Below are 14020 nucleotides of genomic sequence, written 5' to 3' on the forward strand. Positions count from 1 at the left end.
AAGGCAAGGACGCACGGGGCCTTGTCCGGCGCCCCGATGCCGGATAATGAAGGACTCGCCAACGCTTCTTCATTTCTTTTCGGAATTGAGCCCGTGCGCCGCCTTGCCGACATCCTGCTTCTTTTTCTGGAAGCCCGAAAAGGACGACCTGCGCTCATTGCGCTCCTCGTCCTTTTTCTCTTTTCGCTCTTTTCGGTTGCCTCCCACATCACGTCGCGCCCCTTCGAGGCCGACGTAGCGTCGCTCCTTCCCGAATCGCTCGCGCCCGAACTCTCGCCGGCCATTGAAGAGAAGCTTCGGGAGAAGCTCTCCCGGACGGAAACCGAACGCATTGCCGCCGTTCTGACGCTCGCCTTTAAGAGCGATGCCGACGCCCGCGAAAAAAAGAACGAAAAAAAGCTCGCCGACGCCGCACGCCTCTGGGAATCGATCGTTCTGAAGAATCCAGTGCTTCAGCGCGCGGACCCCGCCGGCACCGGCGCGATTCCGAACATTCCGGAAACCGCCGGGAATTTCCTCACGCAGAAGGACAGGGCGGATCTTGAAAAGCTCCTCGCGCTGCCGCCCGAAGCCGCCTCCCAGGCGCTTGCGGCCAAAGCGGTGCGCACGATGTCGGGCTTCAGCACGGGGGCCGCGAACTTCTCCATCGACCCCTTCGGGACGCTCGATCACTGGATTCTCGGGCGCTTCTCGGAAACCCCGTGGCGGCGAACCGAAATAGACGGCCGTACATGGCTCAAAGTCAAAAGCGCCGATCCCCGGGAACGCTCTCTTCTCCTCTTTTTCTCCGTCGACCCGGAGCGCGTAAGCTCGGGCGAAGCGGGGCTCGCCCGGACTTTCACGCAAGCCGACGAAGCGCTGAGGGAAGAGTTTCCTTTTGACGGGAATGTCCGCTTTTCCTCGGCCCGCGCGGCGTGCCGCTCTTCACGGACGCCATAGCCTCGCGCGCAAAGGATGAAGTTGCCTGGATCGGCTCCGTCTCAACCATCGGCGTTGTTCTCTTTGCGTGGCTTCTCTTCGGCCGCATTTCCACGCTTCTTCTGATGGCGGCAACCGTAGGCGGGGGATTCCTGATTGCGCTGGGCCTGAGCTTTGCGGTTTTCGGAAAGCTCTCCCTCATTACCTTTGTTTTCGGCGCCACTCTGATCGGCGTCTCGATCGACTATTCCTCGCACTGGATGACGATGAAGCGCCCGGGCGAATCGGCCTTTGATCGCCGCCGCCGGCTCATCGTGCCGCTTCTTTCCGCCGCGCTCTCGTCAGCTGCCGCTTATCTTGTTCTCGCCTTCACGCCGCTTCCCGGCCTCACGCAGATGGCGATCCTCGCGGCAGCCGGACTCATCGGCGCGCTCCTCATCGTGCTGATTCTTCTTCCCTTTGCCGAACGCTTTGCGCCCGCGAAGGACACGCGCCTCATGGAGCGCCTCGTCATCGCGCTCCCGAAGATTCCGAGGCTCTCGAAGGAAGCCCTCCGGCGACCCGGCGTTCTGATCGTGCTCATCATCCTCGCCGGAATCCTCGTTTTCGGACTCTCAAAAGTGCACCTTGCCTCCGGCATCCGGGATCTTCAGGGGGCGCCCCAATCCCTCATCACGAGCCAGCTTGAAGCGCAGAAGCGCCTTCAACTGCCTTCGCCCGCCCAGGCCTTTGTGATTGAAGGGGGAACGCTCGATCAGGCCATTCAAAGGGAAGAACGCGTGAGAGCATTGATCGCCGGGACCCCGGGCCTCGAAGCCCTTCGTCCCCAGGGGCTCTCCCTGTGGCTCCCGACCGAAGCCGAACAGAATCAGAACCGGGAGGTCGTAAGAAAGGCAGTTCAGCTCGCGAGCCCCGTCCTTGAGGAGCTCCTCGGCGCCGCCCCGACAGGGCCGGGCGACAGAGCTCTTGCACCCGGCGACATTCTGAAAACCTCTCTCGCCCCGGTCTTCGATGCGTTCATTCTCGAAGAGCCCGATGAGAAAAATGGAGGCAAAGCGGTCCTCATGCTCACGCTCTCGGGCGTGACGCCGGAGCACCTCGCGGCGCTCAACGCCCTTGAGGTCCCGGAGGGCGTTCATTTCGTCGACATCACCGCCGGCATGGACGAGGGGCTTTCCCTCTACCGCGACCGCATTCTCATGCTCCTTGCGGCGGGCCTCGGGCTCCTCTTTATTGCCCTCACGCTCCGCTTCGGCCGGAACGGCTGGCGGGCAGTGCTTCCGACCGCCCTCGGCATCGTCTTCTCGGCCGCCGTCCTCGGGCTCTGCGGCATTCCGCTCACGCTCTTCGCGAGCCTCGCTATGGTGCTCCTCCTCGGCCTCGGGATCGACTACGGAATCTTCATCACGGGGAACCCCTCAGACGGTCGGACCGCTGCGGCCGTCCTCTTTTCGGGCGTGACGACGATGCTTTCCTTCGGGCTCCTCGCCTTTTCCGCGACCCCTGCGCTTCACGTTTTCGGCCTCACGCTCTTTTTCGGGCAGCTGGTGGTGTGGATCGCGACGCCGCTCCTGAGGCCGGATCAGGTGCCTCAATGAGACGAAATGAGCGCATTTCTCCGCCGTGGATTCGCTGAGGCTCCGCTATGCTCTCTACTTCCGGGACTGCCGGTCTCCGTGCGGTCCCGAATCCAGACGGCTTCTTTTCCTTCGATAGGCTCCCTCAGATGCACTCCCCGCTCATAGCCCGCCGCTCCCTTGCCGCGCTCCTTCTCGCGCTCTCCCTCACCGGCTGCTCCGTGCTGAGAAGGGAAAGTGAGGAAGCAGGAAAGCCCGCTCAGCCGCCTCAGAAGAAGCGTCCCGCGGGAGCGAAGAAGAGGCCCGCGAAGCCCGACGGAAAAACCGAAGCGCTTCCTCACGCACCGGTCGACGACGGCGCGCTCGCGCCCGTCTTCAGGCCCTCCATCGCCGATGCCCCGAAGCTCACGCTCGATCAGCAGATCCGCATCCGCTTTCACGAGAAAGCGCTCCGTTCGGGAGCTCCGAAGTCCGTAACGGTTCTGCGCGCCCTCGTCGTTTCCGATCCCGGGCTTCTTCGCGCCGCCTTCACGGCCATGGGAATGAATGTCTGGGCCATCACCTGGAATCAGAAAGGCGTTGAGGAATCAAGGAGCCCGCGGCTTCCCGCGGAAGTGAAGGCGGACCGCTTCATCCGCGACTTTGCCTTTGCGTTCTGGCCTGCTGAGAGCGTGAAGAAAAGCATTCCTTCCGAGCTCGACCTCATCGTCACGAACCGGGGCGACGCCGAAATCCGCGCGCTCATCCGCAATCAGGCCCCCATCCTGCGCGCCGTCATCACCCGCACGCAGGGCCGCACGCTCATCACGATCATGAATGCCCCCGAGGGCTACACCCTCGACATTGAAGCTGCCCGTTGATGAGCCCGGCGAAAGCCGGAAAAAGGTCAGGGAAAAGCTTCCGAGCGCCCGTCTGAGGCGTTTTGCCTAAGCCGGACATCTTAAGCGCATTCTCCGAGCGGGCTTGGAGCGCGTCATCCTTTTGTGCATTAGCGCCCCCGATGCGTGCAGAACGCACCGTAAACGGACCCTAAGCAGCGTTTTGCAAAGTAAAGTTACCTTCACGCACTTCACCTCCGGTGAGGAGATTTTCTCCATCAGGTGCAGTCCGGCGGCTTTCCCGCCCCGGAAAACAACTTTTATGGGCGGCCCTTCATCCGGGCCGGAACGACCATGAAGCTTCTTTTCAGCTTTACAGCTTTTTGGAAGGGGATGCGCCAATAACGCATGCCTCGATGCTTGAAATGAAATATCTAGTGAAAGTGAGCCAGTTCGTAAACAAGACGTTTGCCCTGTGGGTGATTACGTTTGGAATACTCGGGTTCATTTTCCCTGAGATTTTCAAGCTCGTCGGCCCGTACGTTCCGGTTCTGCTCGGCGTTGTGATGTTCGGCATGGGGCTCACCCTCTCGACATCCGACTTCAGGGAAATCTTCCGCCGCCCGCGCGACGTGTTTGTCGGCGTCGTCGCCCAGTACACGATCATGCCGCTCTCGGCCTATGCGCTCTGCCTTCTCCTTGAGCTCCCGCCTGATCTGGCTGTCGGCCTGATGCTTCTCGGCTGCGCCCCCGGCGGCACGGCGTCGAACGTCGTTACGTTCCTTGCCCGCGGCGACGTGGCGCTCTCCGTGACGGTCACGTCCTGCACGACGCTTCTTGCGCCGCTTGCAACGCCCGCCCTCATGTACGTCTTTGCGAACCAGTGGCTCAACATCGACCCGATGGCGATGTTCCTCTCGATCGTTCAGATCATTCTGCTTCCGATCGCGCTCGGCCTTCTCGTTCACAAGGTCCTCGGCGACAAGCGTCTTGAAGGCGTTGTGGCAGCGCTCCCGATCGTGTCGGTTTCCGCCATCGTCGTGATTGCCGCCGCGGTTGTTGCCGCCACCCGCAACCAGCTCCTCAATGTTGGTCTGCTCGTCTTCACGGCCGTTGCTGTTCAGAATGCCCTCGGCATGCTCCTCGGCTACTGGGCCGGACGCTTCACCGGCATGGATCTCGCCAAGTGCAAGTGCCTCTGCTTTGAGATCGGCATGCAGAATTCCGGCCTTGCGGTAGCCCTCGCCACGGTGCACTTTGCGGCTTCCCCGATGGCTGCGCTCCCTGCAGCGCTCGGCGCCCTCTGGCACAACGTCATGGGTCCGGTCGTCGCCACGGTCTTCCAGGGCTGGCATGAGGAAGGCGAAAAGGAATCGTTCTTCGACCGCATCGAGCGCGTCTCGCGTGCTGAAAAGACCGTTCCGGTTTCCGCCAAGCACTAATCCCAGAACGCTTTTCTCTTCAGAACACCTTTCACTTCCCGCGAAGCGGTTCGCCCACGGCTCACTTCACACTCTCAATCGGGTGAGCCGCTTCAGAGAAGCTTTGGAAGGATGGAGAAAGCATCAAAAAAGCTCCGTTCCCATTCCGGGTCCGGAGCTTTTTTCGCATTCGTGCGCAAGAGTGCGCTATTCGAGTCCGTCTTCCTCTTCCGCGGCAAAGAGCATGTCCTCGACCCGCTTCGGGCGTGCGATGTAGGCGCCTTCGCCGTCCGCATGATGCATCCAGTCGTGAACGCTCTGAAGCGCTGAAGCCTCGAGCCGGCAGAAGTCGCCTTCGCGCTCGTAGCCGGCTCCCGCGCGCAGTTCCGCGAGAAGGCTGTCGAGCGTCACAAGCGACGTTCGGATGACCTGAGCAATATGGGCTTTCCGGCCGGGCACGGGAAAGCGGACATAGCGCCGCCCGTTCTCTTCGAGGATATGGCCGTAAAAGAGCGACCAGCAGAGAAAAAGGGCCTTCAAGCGCTCCATGGCGGGAAGGAGCGCGAGGATGGCGAAGCCCATTCTGTCCGAAAGATTGATGAGTTCGGCCTGCCCCATGACAAGGAGAAAGATGTCCTGATTGGCCCAGGGCTTCAGAATGTCGTGCATTTCGCTGTGGCGGATTTCCCTCACGCGCACGTGCGAGAGCGCCTGGTAGCGGCCGATCGCCGCGCGTCCCGTCACCCAGTTGAGGTTCCCCGAAGCGTTGCGCATCGGGGGCGAGAGCGCCATGGCGCCTGCACCCGGCTGGCCGTCGAGCGACGCGAGAATCCTCCCCGTGAGCCCTTCCTCCACGTACATGAAGCTTCGCACCTGCACGCGGGGGAAAAGCCATTCGCCGGGGCCGAACTCGCGCACGACGCCCCGCGTGCTGAAGAGATTCCGGATGTAGGGATGGAGCGGCGGCGTCACCCAGGGCATCACGGGGGCGGCGGGACCGGAAACGCCCGGCCACTCGCGGCTGAAGCGCTTCGTGCGGAGCGCATCAAACCACTGCGGGGAAAAGCGGCGCATGGGGGAACTCCATCGGGAGAGAAGAGATTACCCAGAAAGGAAAAAAAACAAGGGTTAACACTGACAGTTTATACCTAAGCATTTAGGTTTATCTCCATCGGACGGCTCTTTAACCTTTCTGCTGTGCCTAGGGATGAGACACGCGCCTCTGGAAGCGCATCAGGCTCCTCCAGGCGTCTCCCAGCTCCTCAAGCCCCTGCACGCATTTCAAAAAGGAGAAAAGAAAATGTCCGCTGATATTTCCCGCCGCAAGCTCTTCGGCGCCGCCACGGCTGCCGCCGTCGGTTCCTTCTCGTTCGTGAAGACCGTTTCCGCCGAGGAAGCGAAGAACATCACCTGGAACGAAACGAAGGAATTCGTGATCGTCGGCACGGGTTTTGCCGGCCTCGCCGCCGCGCTTGAAGCCCGCCAGCTCGGCATGCCTGCCGACCAGATCCTCGTCGTCGACAAGATGCCGGTTCCGGGCGGCAACTCCATCATCAACGGCGGCGCTGTTGCCGCTGCCGGCACCGACATGCAGGAAAAGGCCGGCATCAAGGATTCGGCCGACCTCCTCTACGCCGACATCATCAAAGCGGGCGGCGGCCTCGCCCACCCGGCCCTTGCCCGCCGCATCGCCGACGAATCGGTTGAGAACTTCTACTGGCTCCGCGACAAGATCGGCGTCAAGTTCAAGGCCGTCACCTTCCACGGCGGCCACTCCGTGCACCGTTCGCACGCCGTTGAGAACAACTCGGGCTCGGGCTTCATCAACCCGATGCTCGCGAAGCTCAAGGAAGAAGGCGTCACGCCGCGCCTTCGCTGCGTGGTCGACGAACTCATCGTCAACGACCAGCACTGCGTCCTCGGCGTCAAGGCCCGCACCGGCTACCGCTTCGGCCGCGAAAATTCCGGCAAGACCGTCTACATCCGCGCAACGAAGGGCGTCCTTCTCGCCTCGGGCGGCTTCGCTCAGAACGTTCAGATGCGCACCTCGCACGACCCGCGCCTCACGGCTGAGTTCACCTCGACGAACCATCCGGGCGCCACGGGCGAAATGATTCAGGAAGCGCAGGAAATCGGCGCCAACACGATTCAGATGGACTGGATTCAGCTCGGTCCCTGGACCTCGCCCGACGAACAGGGCTTCGGTGTTGCGCCGCTCTTCGTCGAATCCTGCGTGGGCTATGGTCCCATGATTGATCCGGCCACCGGCAAGCGCTTCATCAAGGAAACCGGCAACCGCAAGGTCCGCGCCGACGCCATCGTCGCGATCGGCCACCCCTGCGTCATCTACACGTCGCTTGAGAACGCGAAGAACGTCATCATCGGCAAGAACATGACGCCCGAGATCTACGAGCGCGCCCGCAAGTCCGGCGTCGTCAAGGAATACCCGACGCTCCAGGCCATGGCCGACGACCTGAAGATCCCGTACGAAGAGCTCAAGAAGACGAACGACACCTTCAACGGCTACATGGCCGCCAAGAAGGATCCGGACTTCGACTGCATGTTCTTCGACGACAGCAAGCCCAACACCGACGGTCCCTTCCTCGCCGTCCGCCTCTGGCCGCGCGTCCACCACTGCATGGGCGGTCTTGAGATCAACGACAACGCTCAGGTCCTCTCGGTTCGCGGCAAGGTCATCAACGGCCTCTACGCAGCGGGCGAAGTCACGGGCGGCGTCCACGGCATGGTGCGCCTCGGCACCGTCGCCGTTGCCGACTGCATGATCTTCGGCCGCGTCGCCGCCCGCACGGCGATGAAGTTCAAGGGCTGCTGATTCTCGTAGAAGCCTTTTCTCCTCCTTTCGCCGAAGCGGTGCATCCCCCCGACAAAGCCCGCTTCAGGCGAAAGGTTCTGACCAACCCTCGGAGACCCCACAAAAATGAATCGCCTCGCCCTCATCCTCGCGAGCGCCTGCCTCATCTTCGGCACGGCCGCCTCTGCCGCCGATTTCGGCGCCGACCGCCATGTCGCCCGCGGCCTTGAATGCGCAAGCTGCCACGGCCCGGACATGAAGAATCCGGAAACGCCGGACGAAAACACGTGCCTCAAGTGCCACAACCGCGATCAGATTGCGGAAAAGACCAATTCCCGCCTCAATCCGAATCCGCATAAGGCGCCCCACAACGGCGACTGCACGCTCTGCCATCTGCAGCACGAGCCGGAAGAAAACTACTGCGCTCAGTGCCACAAGTTCGACTTCAAGATGAAGCACTAAGGGCCTTCGGGGCAGTTTGAAGCACCTCATTTCAGGAAATCATCATGAAAAAGTCTATTGCGGCTCTCGCCGTTGCCGGGCTCTTTGCCGGCGCCTCCATGAGCGCCTTTGCTGCCGACGCCCAGGTTTACGGCGTCCTTGATACCGGCCTTTCCTTCGTTCACGCCGACCCCGATGCCGCCGGCCGCGACGCCGCCGACACCTTCAAAATGACCACGGGCCAGGAATTCGGCTCCCGCTGGGGCATTCGCGGCAGCGAAGACCTCGGAAACGGCATGAAGGTGGGCTTCATCCTCGAATCGGGCTTTGAATCCGATACGGGCAGCATGGAGCAGAACGGCCGCCTCTTCGGCCGCGAAGCATCGCTCACCCTCTCGGGCGACTTCGGCGCGCTCGCCGTCGGCCGCCTCCCGATCTTCGGGAGCGTTCTGGGCGCGAACGGCCTCTTCCGCGCAATCGACCCGCTCTTTGCGAACTACACCCAGGCCTTCGGCTCGGGCGCCGTGACGGCTTCGATGTGGACGCGCGTCGACAACGCGATCTCCTACCGCACCCCGACCTTCTCCGGCTTCACCGGCTACGCGATGTATTCCTTCAAGAACGACTCGAAGACGGATACCACGAACCGCGAAGGCATGGCGGATTCCGACCGCTACGCGTCCGCCGCGGTGCGCTTCCAGCAGGGCCCGGTTGAAGCGGTGCTCGTCGCCGACACGACGATGTACGGCAACGGCAGGACAGTCGCCCGCGCCCATGATGACGCAGGCGTGACCGTCACCCTCGGCGGCAACTATGCGTTCGACGGCGGCGTGAAGCTCCTCGCCTTCGGCCAGTATTTCGAAGACCAGGAACTCAGCACCGCCCAGCGTGCTGGCGTTGTTTCGGCCGGCCTCGGTGCGCTCACGAACCCGGTTACGGGATCTGCAGTCCAGTACGGCTTCGTCACGGGCTACGGCTTCAATCTCGGCGTCCATGTTCCCTTCATGGGCGGCGTGGCGAAGGCCATGGCAGGCCACCGCGACATGCATAACGAATCCGACGTCGACTTCAAGCGCACGATGGCTGCGGTCGGCTACGACTACAACCTCTCGAAGCGCACTGCCCTCTACGTGATGGGCGGCTGGTCGCAGGAAAAGGTTGAGGTGAATGCCACGAAGACCGATGCCACCCCCTGGGGCTACGAGCTCACGGCCGGCATGGTGCATCGCTTCTGATGGCGCTTAAAGCCTGAATCTCCGGGAGAGAAAAAGAGAACCTGGATCTCCTCTTTTCTCTTCCCGGACTGCATGAGTCTTCTCTCTCCTTTCTCTTTTGGAAGCTTCCCGCAAAGAAGCTTCCATTTTTTTCTTTTCGTTTTCTCCGACAGATCATTCAGGAATGACGCTTTCGCACGCTGCCTCCCGCCGTCGCTTCACGCACCTCCTTCTTCGCATCCTTCTGCTTCTCGCCGGGATGTTTCTCGCGTCCCTCGGGATTGCGCTCACGACGCTCGCGGGTCTCGGGACCACGCCCATCAGCACGGTTCCCTATACGGGCGCGGCGATTACGGGACTCACCTTCGGCACCTGCGTCGTCATCCTCAACTTTGCGTATGTTGCCGGGCAGATTGCGCTCCTCAGGAAACGCTATTCGCCGATGAATCTCCTTCAGATCCCGATCGGCTTTCTCTTCGGCGCCTTCATCGACCTCTCGATGCTGCTCCTTTCGTCTCTGACGCCCAACGGCTGGTGGACGGGCGCGCTCATGAGCGTGGTCGGAAACGTCATCCTCGCGCTCGGCACCGTAATGCAGATCCGCTCAAAAACGCTCGTGCAGCCGGGCGAAGGCTTCGTCATTGCGGCGGCCGCGCTCGCGCGGAAATCCTTCGGCACGATGAAGATCGCGAACGACCTTGTGCTCACCGGGATTGCGGCGCTCCTGGGACTCGTCTTTCTCGGCGAAATCCATGCGATCCGCGAGGGGACGCTCGCGTCCGCAGTGCTGATCGGCCTCTTTGCAAAGGCGATCGATCAGGGCCTCAACCGGCTCTTCCCGAAAGAGGCGCCGCCCGTGGAAGAGCCCAGGGAAGTGCCGCTCGATCGCAAATAACCTGAAGCACATGCCTGAAGGGAAACCTGGCAAAAAGTGAAGAAAAGCCGGCGGAACGCAGAGTTCCAGCCGGCTTTTCGAGCAAAACCTTGCCGTTGTTCGTCGGAAGAAATCAGAATCCGGGGATCACGGAGCCCTCAAACTTCTTGAGGATCCATTCCTTCACGCGCGGATCCTGATAAGCCTTCACGAAGGTCTTAACCCAGGGCTCGTTGAGGTTCTTTTCGGTGACGACGATGTTGCAGACGTAGGGGCCGTTCGCCGCTTCAACGAGAAGGCCGTCCCTGCTCGGGTTGAGCCCCGCCACGGCAGCGTAGTTGCCGTTCACGCAGGCGATCGTGAGGTCGTTCAAGGAAAGCGGCAGCTGCGCGGCCTCGAGCTCCACGACCTTCAGGTTCTTCGGATTCTCAATGATGTCGAACTTCGAGGGAAGAAGGCCAGAGCCCTCGCGGAGCTTGATGAGGCCGCCCGCAGCGAGAAGCAGAAGTCCGCGCCCGCCCATTGCCGGATCATTCGGGATGCCCACTGTCGCGTCCTGCGGAAGGTCCTTGAGGGACTTGATCTTCTTCGAATAAACCGCCATCGGGAGCGTGAAGGCGGGCGCCGCGATTCTCAGGCTGTAGCCGCGGGTTTCGTTCTCGTGGTCGAGGAAGGGCTTCGTGCAGTAGATGTTGGCGTCGATGTCGCCGGCGTCAAGCGCGGCGTTGGGCTGAATGTAGTCCTGGAACTCATAGATCTTGACGTTGAGGCCGAGCTCCTTCGCGATCGGAACAACGTATTCCAGAATCTGGGCCGACGGGCCGGCGGTGACGCCGACGCGCAGCGTCTTTTCAGCGGCGAAGGCGGAAGCTGCACCCAGGAAGGGAGCCGTTGCGGCGGCTGCCGCGGCGGCGAAGATCAATTTACGGCGTTGCATTTTGCTTTTCCTCTTTTCAGTCGGATCGCATCCGGGTCGCGACCCCTAAGTATTCAGTGAGGAAAAGTGTACCGGTCTTCTTTTACGGAAAATCAACTATCTGCCCGGGGATTGAGGTATTACTCCGCTTTCTGAGCAGTTGCCCGCGGCAAATGCCTTCATCAGAAGCGCCCGAAGAAAAGCTGCCGGCCTCCGCCTGAGGAAGCCGGCAGCTTCATGTCTTGAGGGAACCTCACGGAACCCGTCAGCCGATCCGTTCCACGGACTTCGCCATCAGATCCCAGAAACGGTCCTTGTCGAGCTTGAGGGCCGCAAAGGTATGGCACCCTTGAGGCGCCGGACGGCGCAGATCCGCGACCGTCATGCCGGTCGTGAGCTCGCCCCGGATCTCCACGTTGATCACCGTGGGGCGGACCTCCATGAGGGTCGGATCGATCACGTAGGCGACCGCGCAGGGGTCATGAAGGGGCGGCGCATCAAAGCCGCGCCAGGCCTTGTAGTTCTTCGCAAAGGCTTCGAGAACCTGCCAGAGGAAGTGCGCGGGCTTCGTGCCGATCGCCTGAATGCGGTCGCGCACGTGCTTCTCAGCCCTAGCCTGGTACGTAAGGTCGAGCCCCACCATCGTCACCTTCCAGGGTTCGTTGAAGACGATGTGCGCGGCTTCCGGATCGTTTTCGATATTGAATTCCGCGCAGGGACTGACGTTTCCTTCCTTGCAGGCGCCGCCCATGAGGACGACTTCCTTCACGCGCGAAACAATCCGGGGCTCGAGCCTCGCCGCGAGGGCGATGTTGGTGAGGGGCCCGGTCGGAACGAGCGTCACCGTTCCCTCGGGCTCGCGCATGATGGTGTCGACAATGAGCTGAGCTGCTGGACGCGGGTCGAGCGGAATGTCGGCTTCCGGCATGTCGGCGCCGTCAAGCCCCGATTCGCCGTGGATTTCCTTGCAGACTTCCACCGCCGGGCGGATCAACGGGCGCTTCGCGCCCATCGCGATCGGAATGTCGGAGAGGCCCGCGAGGCGCGCAATGCGCAGCGCGTTCGAGGTGACCTTTTCGATCGTCTGGTTGCCCGCAACCGTCGTGAGGGCAATGATCTTCACCGCGGGCGACCCGGCGGCAAGAATGATTGCCGCCGCGTCGTCGTACCCCGGATCACAGTCGAGAATGATTTTTCTCGGTTCCGTCATCGTTTTTTCCTTTGATCAGTCCGTATCGCGCATGGCTTCGTCGACTTCCTTCCAGTAAGGAATGGATTCGGCCGCGCCCGGGCGCGTCACCGAAATCGCCGCAGCCATCGCGGCAAAGCGGAGCCCCTCGAGAAGCACCGCATGAGCCTCTTCGGCGTCCTTCTTCTCCCAGGCGTCCATGAGGGCGCGCACGGCAAAGCCCGTGAAGGTGTCGCCCGCACCCGTCGTATCGGCGGGATGCACCGGGAAGGCCTTGATGAAATCAGGTTCAAACCCGGGCATGCGGCAGACGACGCCCTGGCTTCCGAGCGTGACGAGAATCACGGTGTCGGGATAGCGGCGGCCGAGCTCGGCGACGATGTCCATGGCTTCTTCCGGAGTCTTCTCCTTCTTTTCAAGACCGAGAAGGCCTTCGGCTTCCGTTTCGTTCGCAATCAGCGCGGAAATTCGGTTGAGCGGCAGAAGCGGCGCCTGAGAATCAAAGGGCGAAGGGTTGAAGATGACGCGCATGCCCTTCTCGAGCGCATGCTCGATCGAATAGCGCACCGCGCTCGTTTCGTTCTGCACGAGAAGCGCGTCGCCTTCGCCGAAATCGTCCATCGCGGACTTCACGAATTCGGGCGTCAGGCGCACATTGGTGCCCGGGTAGTAAAGGATGGCGTTTTCGCCGCCTTCGGGGACCACCTGAATGAAGGTGTGGCCCGAGGGTTCGTTCGGATCGACCGCAACGCGCGAGACGCCCACGCCCTCGTGCTCAAGGAAGACCTTGAGGAACGTGCCGTCCTGACCGACGATGCCGGCGTGGCTCGTTCTCAGGCCGGCGCGGGCAAGCGCCACGCTCTGATTTAGGCCCTTGCCGCCGATGTGAATCGCGCGCCGGTAGGCGGCAAGCGTTTCCCCGCCCCGCAGGAAGTGCGGGACCTGGTAGACGTAGTCGATGTTGAGGGAACCGATATTGAGAACGCGGGGCATAGCAGTCACCAGTAACAACAAGGCGCTTGAGGGAAAAGAGGCCGGGTGCTCATCCGCATGGGGCTCAACGAAGTTGGGAGCGTCGGAGAGATCAGGGGGCTCGGGGACTCTCAAAGGCCTTCAATAAAAATAAGAGTCAAGAGTGTGATTATGCGTAATGTCGCGGTAATGCTGTCAAGCTTTTTCTGCGCTACTCAGGGAAAGATTGAGGAATTGAACGCTCTTTACGGAAGAACCCGGCGCATTCCTGAAAAATGCTCCTCGCGCGAGGACTGATCAGGAACACTCGAGCTGCAGGCGCCCGGAAGACGCTTTGGCCTCCCGGACGCCTTGAGGCCTTTAATGAACCACATCCCGCTTTCTGAGGCGCTCCCCAAGAGGAGCGCCAGGAAGTAGCCTGCGCCGAGAATCGCCGCGAGCGTGCCCGCAGGAATCTGCGCCGGGTAGATCAGCACCTGCCCGAGCCAGTCCGCCCACGAGACGATGGCGCCGCCCAGGAGCGCAGCGGCAAAAAGCTGCGCCTTCACGGTTCTCGCACCCATCATGAGCGCCATATGAGGAGCAACCAGCATTAGATGTCATACTAACTTTCGCCACCCCTTCAACCTTTCATGGAGTGGCAAAACATGCGATATTCGCAGGAGTTCAAAGACAACGTCGTAGCGCGCCTGCTGAGCAAGGAGCTCAGCATCTCTGAAGCCGTGGAGCAGTACTCGATCGGCAAATCAACGATCTCGTACTGGCTCAAGATTGCCAGAGAGCAAGCAGGTTGCGGCACGCTGCCCAACAAAGGAAATCCCAAGCTCATGGCCAGCCTCAAGCTCCCTAAAGGAGTGACCTACCTTCA

General features: G+C 61.5%; 14 protein-coding genes. 9 read left to right on the top strand and 5 right to left on the bottom strand.

The features are described from left to right. The first annotated feature begins 36 nt into the window (after positions 1–36). From GBM95_RS12570 to GBM95_RS03985, 4 genes are all read left to right on the top strand, one after another. Complete coding sequence (locus tag GBM95_RS12570; RefSeq protein WP_226963151.1) at positions 37–939, top strand: hypothetical protein; 903 nt, start codon at positions 37–39, stop codon at positions 937–939. Continuing rightward, positions 915–2516: an MMPL family transporter gene (locus GBM95_RS12575; RefSeq protein ID WP_226963152.1), complete on the top strand. Its 1602-nt coding sequence runs from the start codon at positions 915–917 to the stop codon at positions 2514–2516. The genes GBM95_RS12570 and GBM95_RS12575 overlap by 25 nt, the downstream gene beginning before the upstream one ends. 128 nt (positions 2517–2644) lie before the next feature. Then, positions 2645–3355, top strand: coding sequence for a DUF3261 domain-containing protein (locus GBM95_RS03980; protein WP_193222564.1), 711 nt, complete (start codon positions 2645–2647; stop codon positions 3353–3355). Positions 3356–3738: 383 nt separating this feature from the next. Next, the gene (locus GBM95_RS03985) at positions 3739–4755 is read left to right on the top strand and encodes a bile acid:sodium symporter family protein (protein WP_368042988.1); all 1017 of its coding nucleotides are present in this window, start codon (positions 3739–3741) and stop codon (positions 4753–4755) included. A gap of 186 nt (positions 4756–4941) precedes the next feature. On the opposite strand, the gene GBM95_RS03990 is transcribed toward GBM95_RS03985, so the two are convergent. Further along, positions 4942–5808 (bottom strand): cyclic nucleotide-binding domain-containing protein, encoded by an 867-nt coding sequence (locus tag GBM95_RS03990; protein ID WP_152157897.1) that lies wholly within the window; start codon positions 5806–5808, stop codon positions 4942–4944. Positions 5809–6034: 226 nt separating this feature from the next. Here GBM95_RS03990 and GBM95_RS03995 point away from each other — a divergent pair, with 226 nt between their 5' ends. From GBM95_RS03995 to GBM95_RS04010, 4 genes are all read left to right on the top strand, one after another. After that, positions 6035–7567 carry a flavocytochrome c gene (locus tag GBM95_RS03995; protein WP_152157898.1) on the top strand — a complete coding sequence of 511 codons (1533 nt, stop codon included), beginning with the start codon at positions 6035–6037 and terminating at the stop codon, positions 7565–7567. A gap of 105 nt (positions 7568–7672) precedes the next feature. Then, complete coding sequence (locus GBM95_RS04000; protein ID WP_152157899.1) at positions 7673–8008, top strand: cytochrome c3 family protein; 336 nt, start codon at positions 7673–7675, stop codon at positions 8006–8008. 44 nt (positions 8009–8052) lie between these two features. Beyond that, positions 8053–9222: a porin gene (locus GBM95_RS04005; protein WP_152157900.1), complete on the top strand. Its 1170-nt coding sequence runs from the start codon at positions 8053–8055 to the stop codon at positions 9220–9222. A 163-nt stretch (positions 9223–9385) separates the two neighbouring features. Beyond that, on the top strand, positions 9386–10096 hold the full coding sequence (locus tag GBM95_RS04010) for a YczE/YyaS/YitT family protein (RefSeq protein ID WP_152157901.1): 711 nt from the start codon (positions 9386–9388) through the stop codon (positions 10094–10096). Between the two features lie 112 nt (positions 10097–10208). On the opposite strand, the gene GBM95_RS04015 is transcribed toward GBM95_RS04010, so the two are convergent. The 4 genes from GBM95_RS04015 to GBM95_RS04030 form a co-directional block, all read right to left on the bottom strand. Further along, positions 10209–11012, bottom strand: a complete 804-nt coding sequence (locus GBM95_RS04015) for a MetQ/NlpA family ABC transporter substrate-binding protein (protein WP_152157902.1) — start codon at positions 11010–11012, stop codon at positions 10209–10211. Between the two features lie 244 nt (positions 11013–11256). Beyond that, on the bottom strand, positions 11257–12201 hold the full coding sequence (locus tag GBM95_RS04020) for a nucleoside hydrolase (RefSeq protein WP_152157903.1): 945 nt from the start codon (positions 12199–12201) through the stop codon (positions 11257–11259). Positions 12202–12216: 15 nt separating this feature from the next. Continuing rightward, positions 12217–13173 (bottom strand): ribokinase, encoded by a 957-nt coding sequence (locus GBM95_RS04025; RefSeq protein ID WP_152157904.1) that lies wholly within the window; start codon positions 13171–13173, stop codon positions 12217–12219. 224 nt (positions 13174–13397) lie between these two features. Next, positions 13398–13745, bottom strand: coding sequence for an iron chelate uptake ABC transporter family permease subunit (locus tag GBM95_RS04030; RefSeq protein WP_152157905.1), 348 nt, complete (start codon positions 13743–13745; stop codon positions 13398–13400). 54 nt (positions 13746–13799) lie between these two features. On the opposite strand from GBM95_RS04030, the gene GBM95_RS04035 reads away from it, so the two are divergent. Beyond that, the coding region (locus GBM95_RS04035; protein WP_193222565.1) for a transposase at positions 13800–14020 on the top strand (221 nt) is incomplete at its 3' end.

Origin of the sequence: Sutterella seckii, from assembly GCF_009183815.1 — a bacterium.
GTDB classification, from domain to species: domain Bacteria; phylum Pseudomonadota; class Gammaproteobacteria; order Burkholderiales; family Burkholderiaceae_F; genus Sutterella; species Sutterella seckii.

What these genes read in the sequence shown, in the direction of transcription:
- GBM95_RS03985 (WP_368042988.1), top strand. Translation starts at nt 3,739, where the DNA reads ATGAAATATCTAGTGAAAGTGAGCCAGTTCGTAAACAAGACGTTTGCC.
- GBM95_RS03990 (WP_152157897.1), bottom strand. Translation starts at nt 5,808, where the DNA reads ATGCGCCGCTTTTCCCCGCAGTGGTTTGATGCGCTCCGCACGAAGCGC.
- GBM95_RS04010 (WP_152157901.1), top strand. Translation starts at nt 9,386, where the DNA reads ATGACGCTTTCGCACGCTGCCTCCCGCCGTCGCTTCACGCACCTCCTT.
- GBM95_RS03980 (WP_193222564.1), top strand. Translation starts at nt 2,645, where the DNA reads ATGCACTCCCCGCTCATAGCCCGCCGCTCCCTTGCCGCGCTCCTTCTC.
- GBM95_RS04015 (WP_152157902.1), bottom strand. Translation starts at nt 11,012, where the DNA reads ATGCAACGCCGTAAATTGATCTTCGCCGCCGCGGCAGCCGCCGCAACG.
- GBM95_RS04020 (WP_152157903.1), bottom strand. Translation starts at nt 12,201, where the DNA reads ATGACGGAACCGAGAAAAATCATTCTCGACTGTGATCCGGGGTACGAC.
- GBM95_RS12570 (WP_226963151.1), top strand. Translation starts at nt 37, where the DNA reads ATGCCGGATAATGAAGGACTCGCCAACGCTTCTTCATTTCTTTTCGGA.
- GBM95_RS04000 (WP_152157899.1), top strand. Translation starts at nt 7,673, where the DNA reads ATGAATCGCCTCGCCCTCATCCTCGCGAGCGCCTGCCTCATCTTCGGC.
- GBM95_RS03995 (WP_152157898.1), top strand. Translation starts at nt 6,035, where the DNA reads ATGTCCGCTGATATTTCCCGCCGCAAGCTCTTCGGCGCCGCCACGGCT.
- GBM95_RS04025 (WP_152157904.1), bottom strand. Translation starts at nt 13,173, where the DNA reads ATGCCCCGCGTTCTCAATATCGGTTCCCTCAACATCGACTACGTCTAC.
- GBM95_RS04030 (WP_152157905.1), bottom strand. Translation starts at nt 13,745, where the DNA reads ATGCTGGTTGCTCCTCATATGGCGCTCATGATGGGTGCGAGAACCGTG.
- GBM95_RS04005 (WP_152157900.1), top strand. Translation starts at nt 8,053, where the DNA reads ATGAAAAAGTCTATTGCGGCTCTCGCCGTTGCCGGGCTCTTTGCCGGC.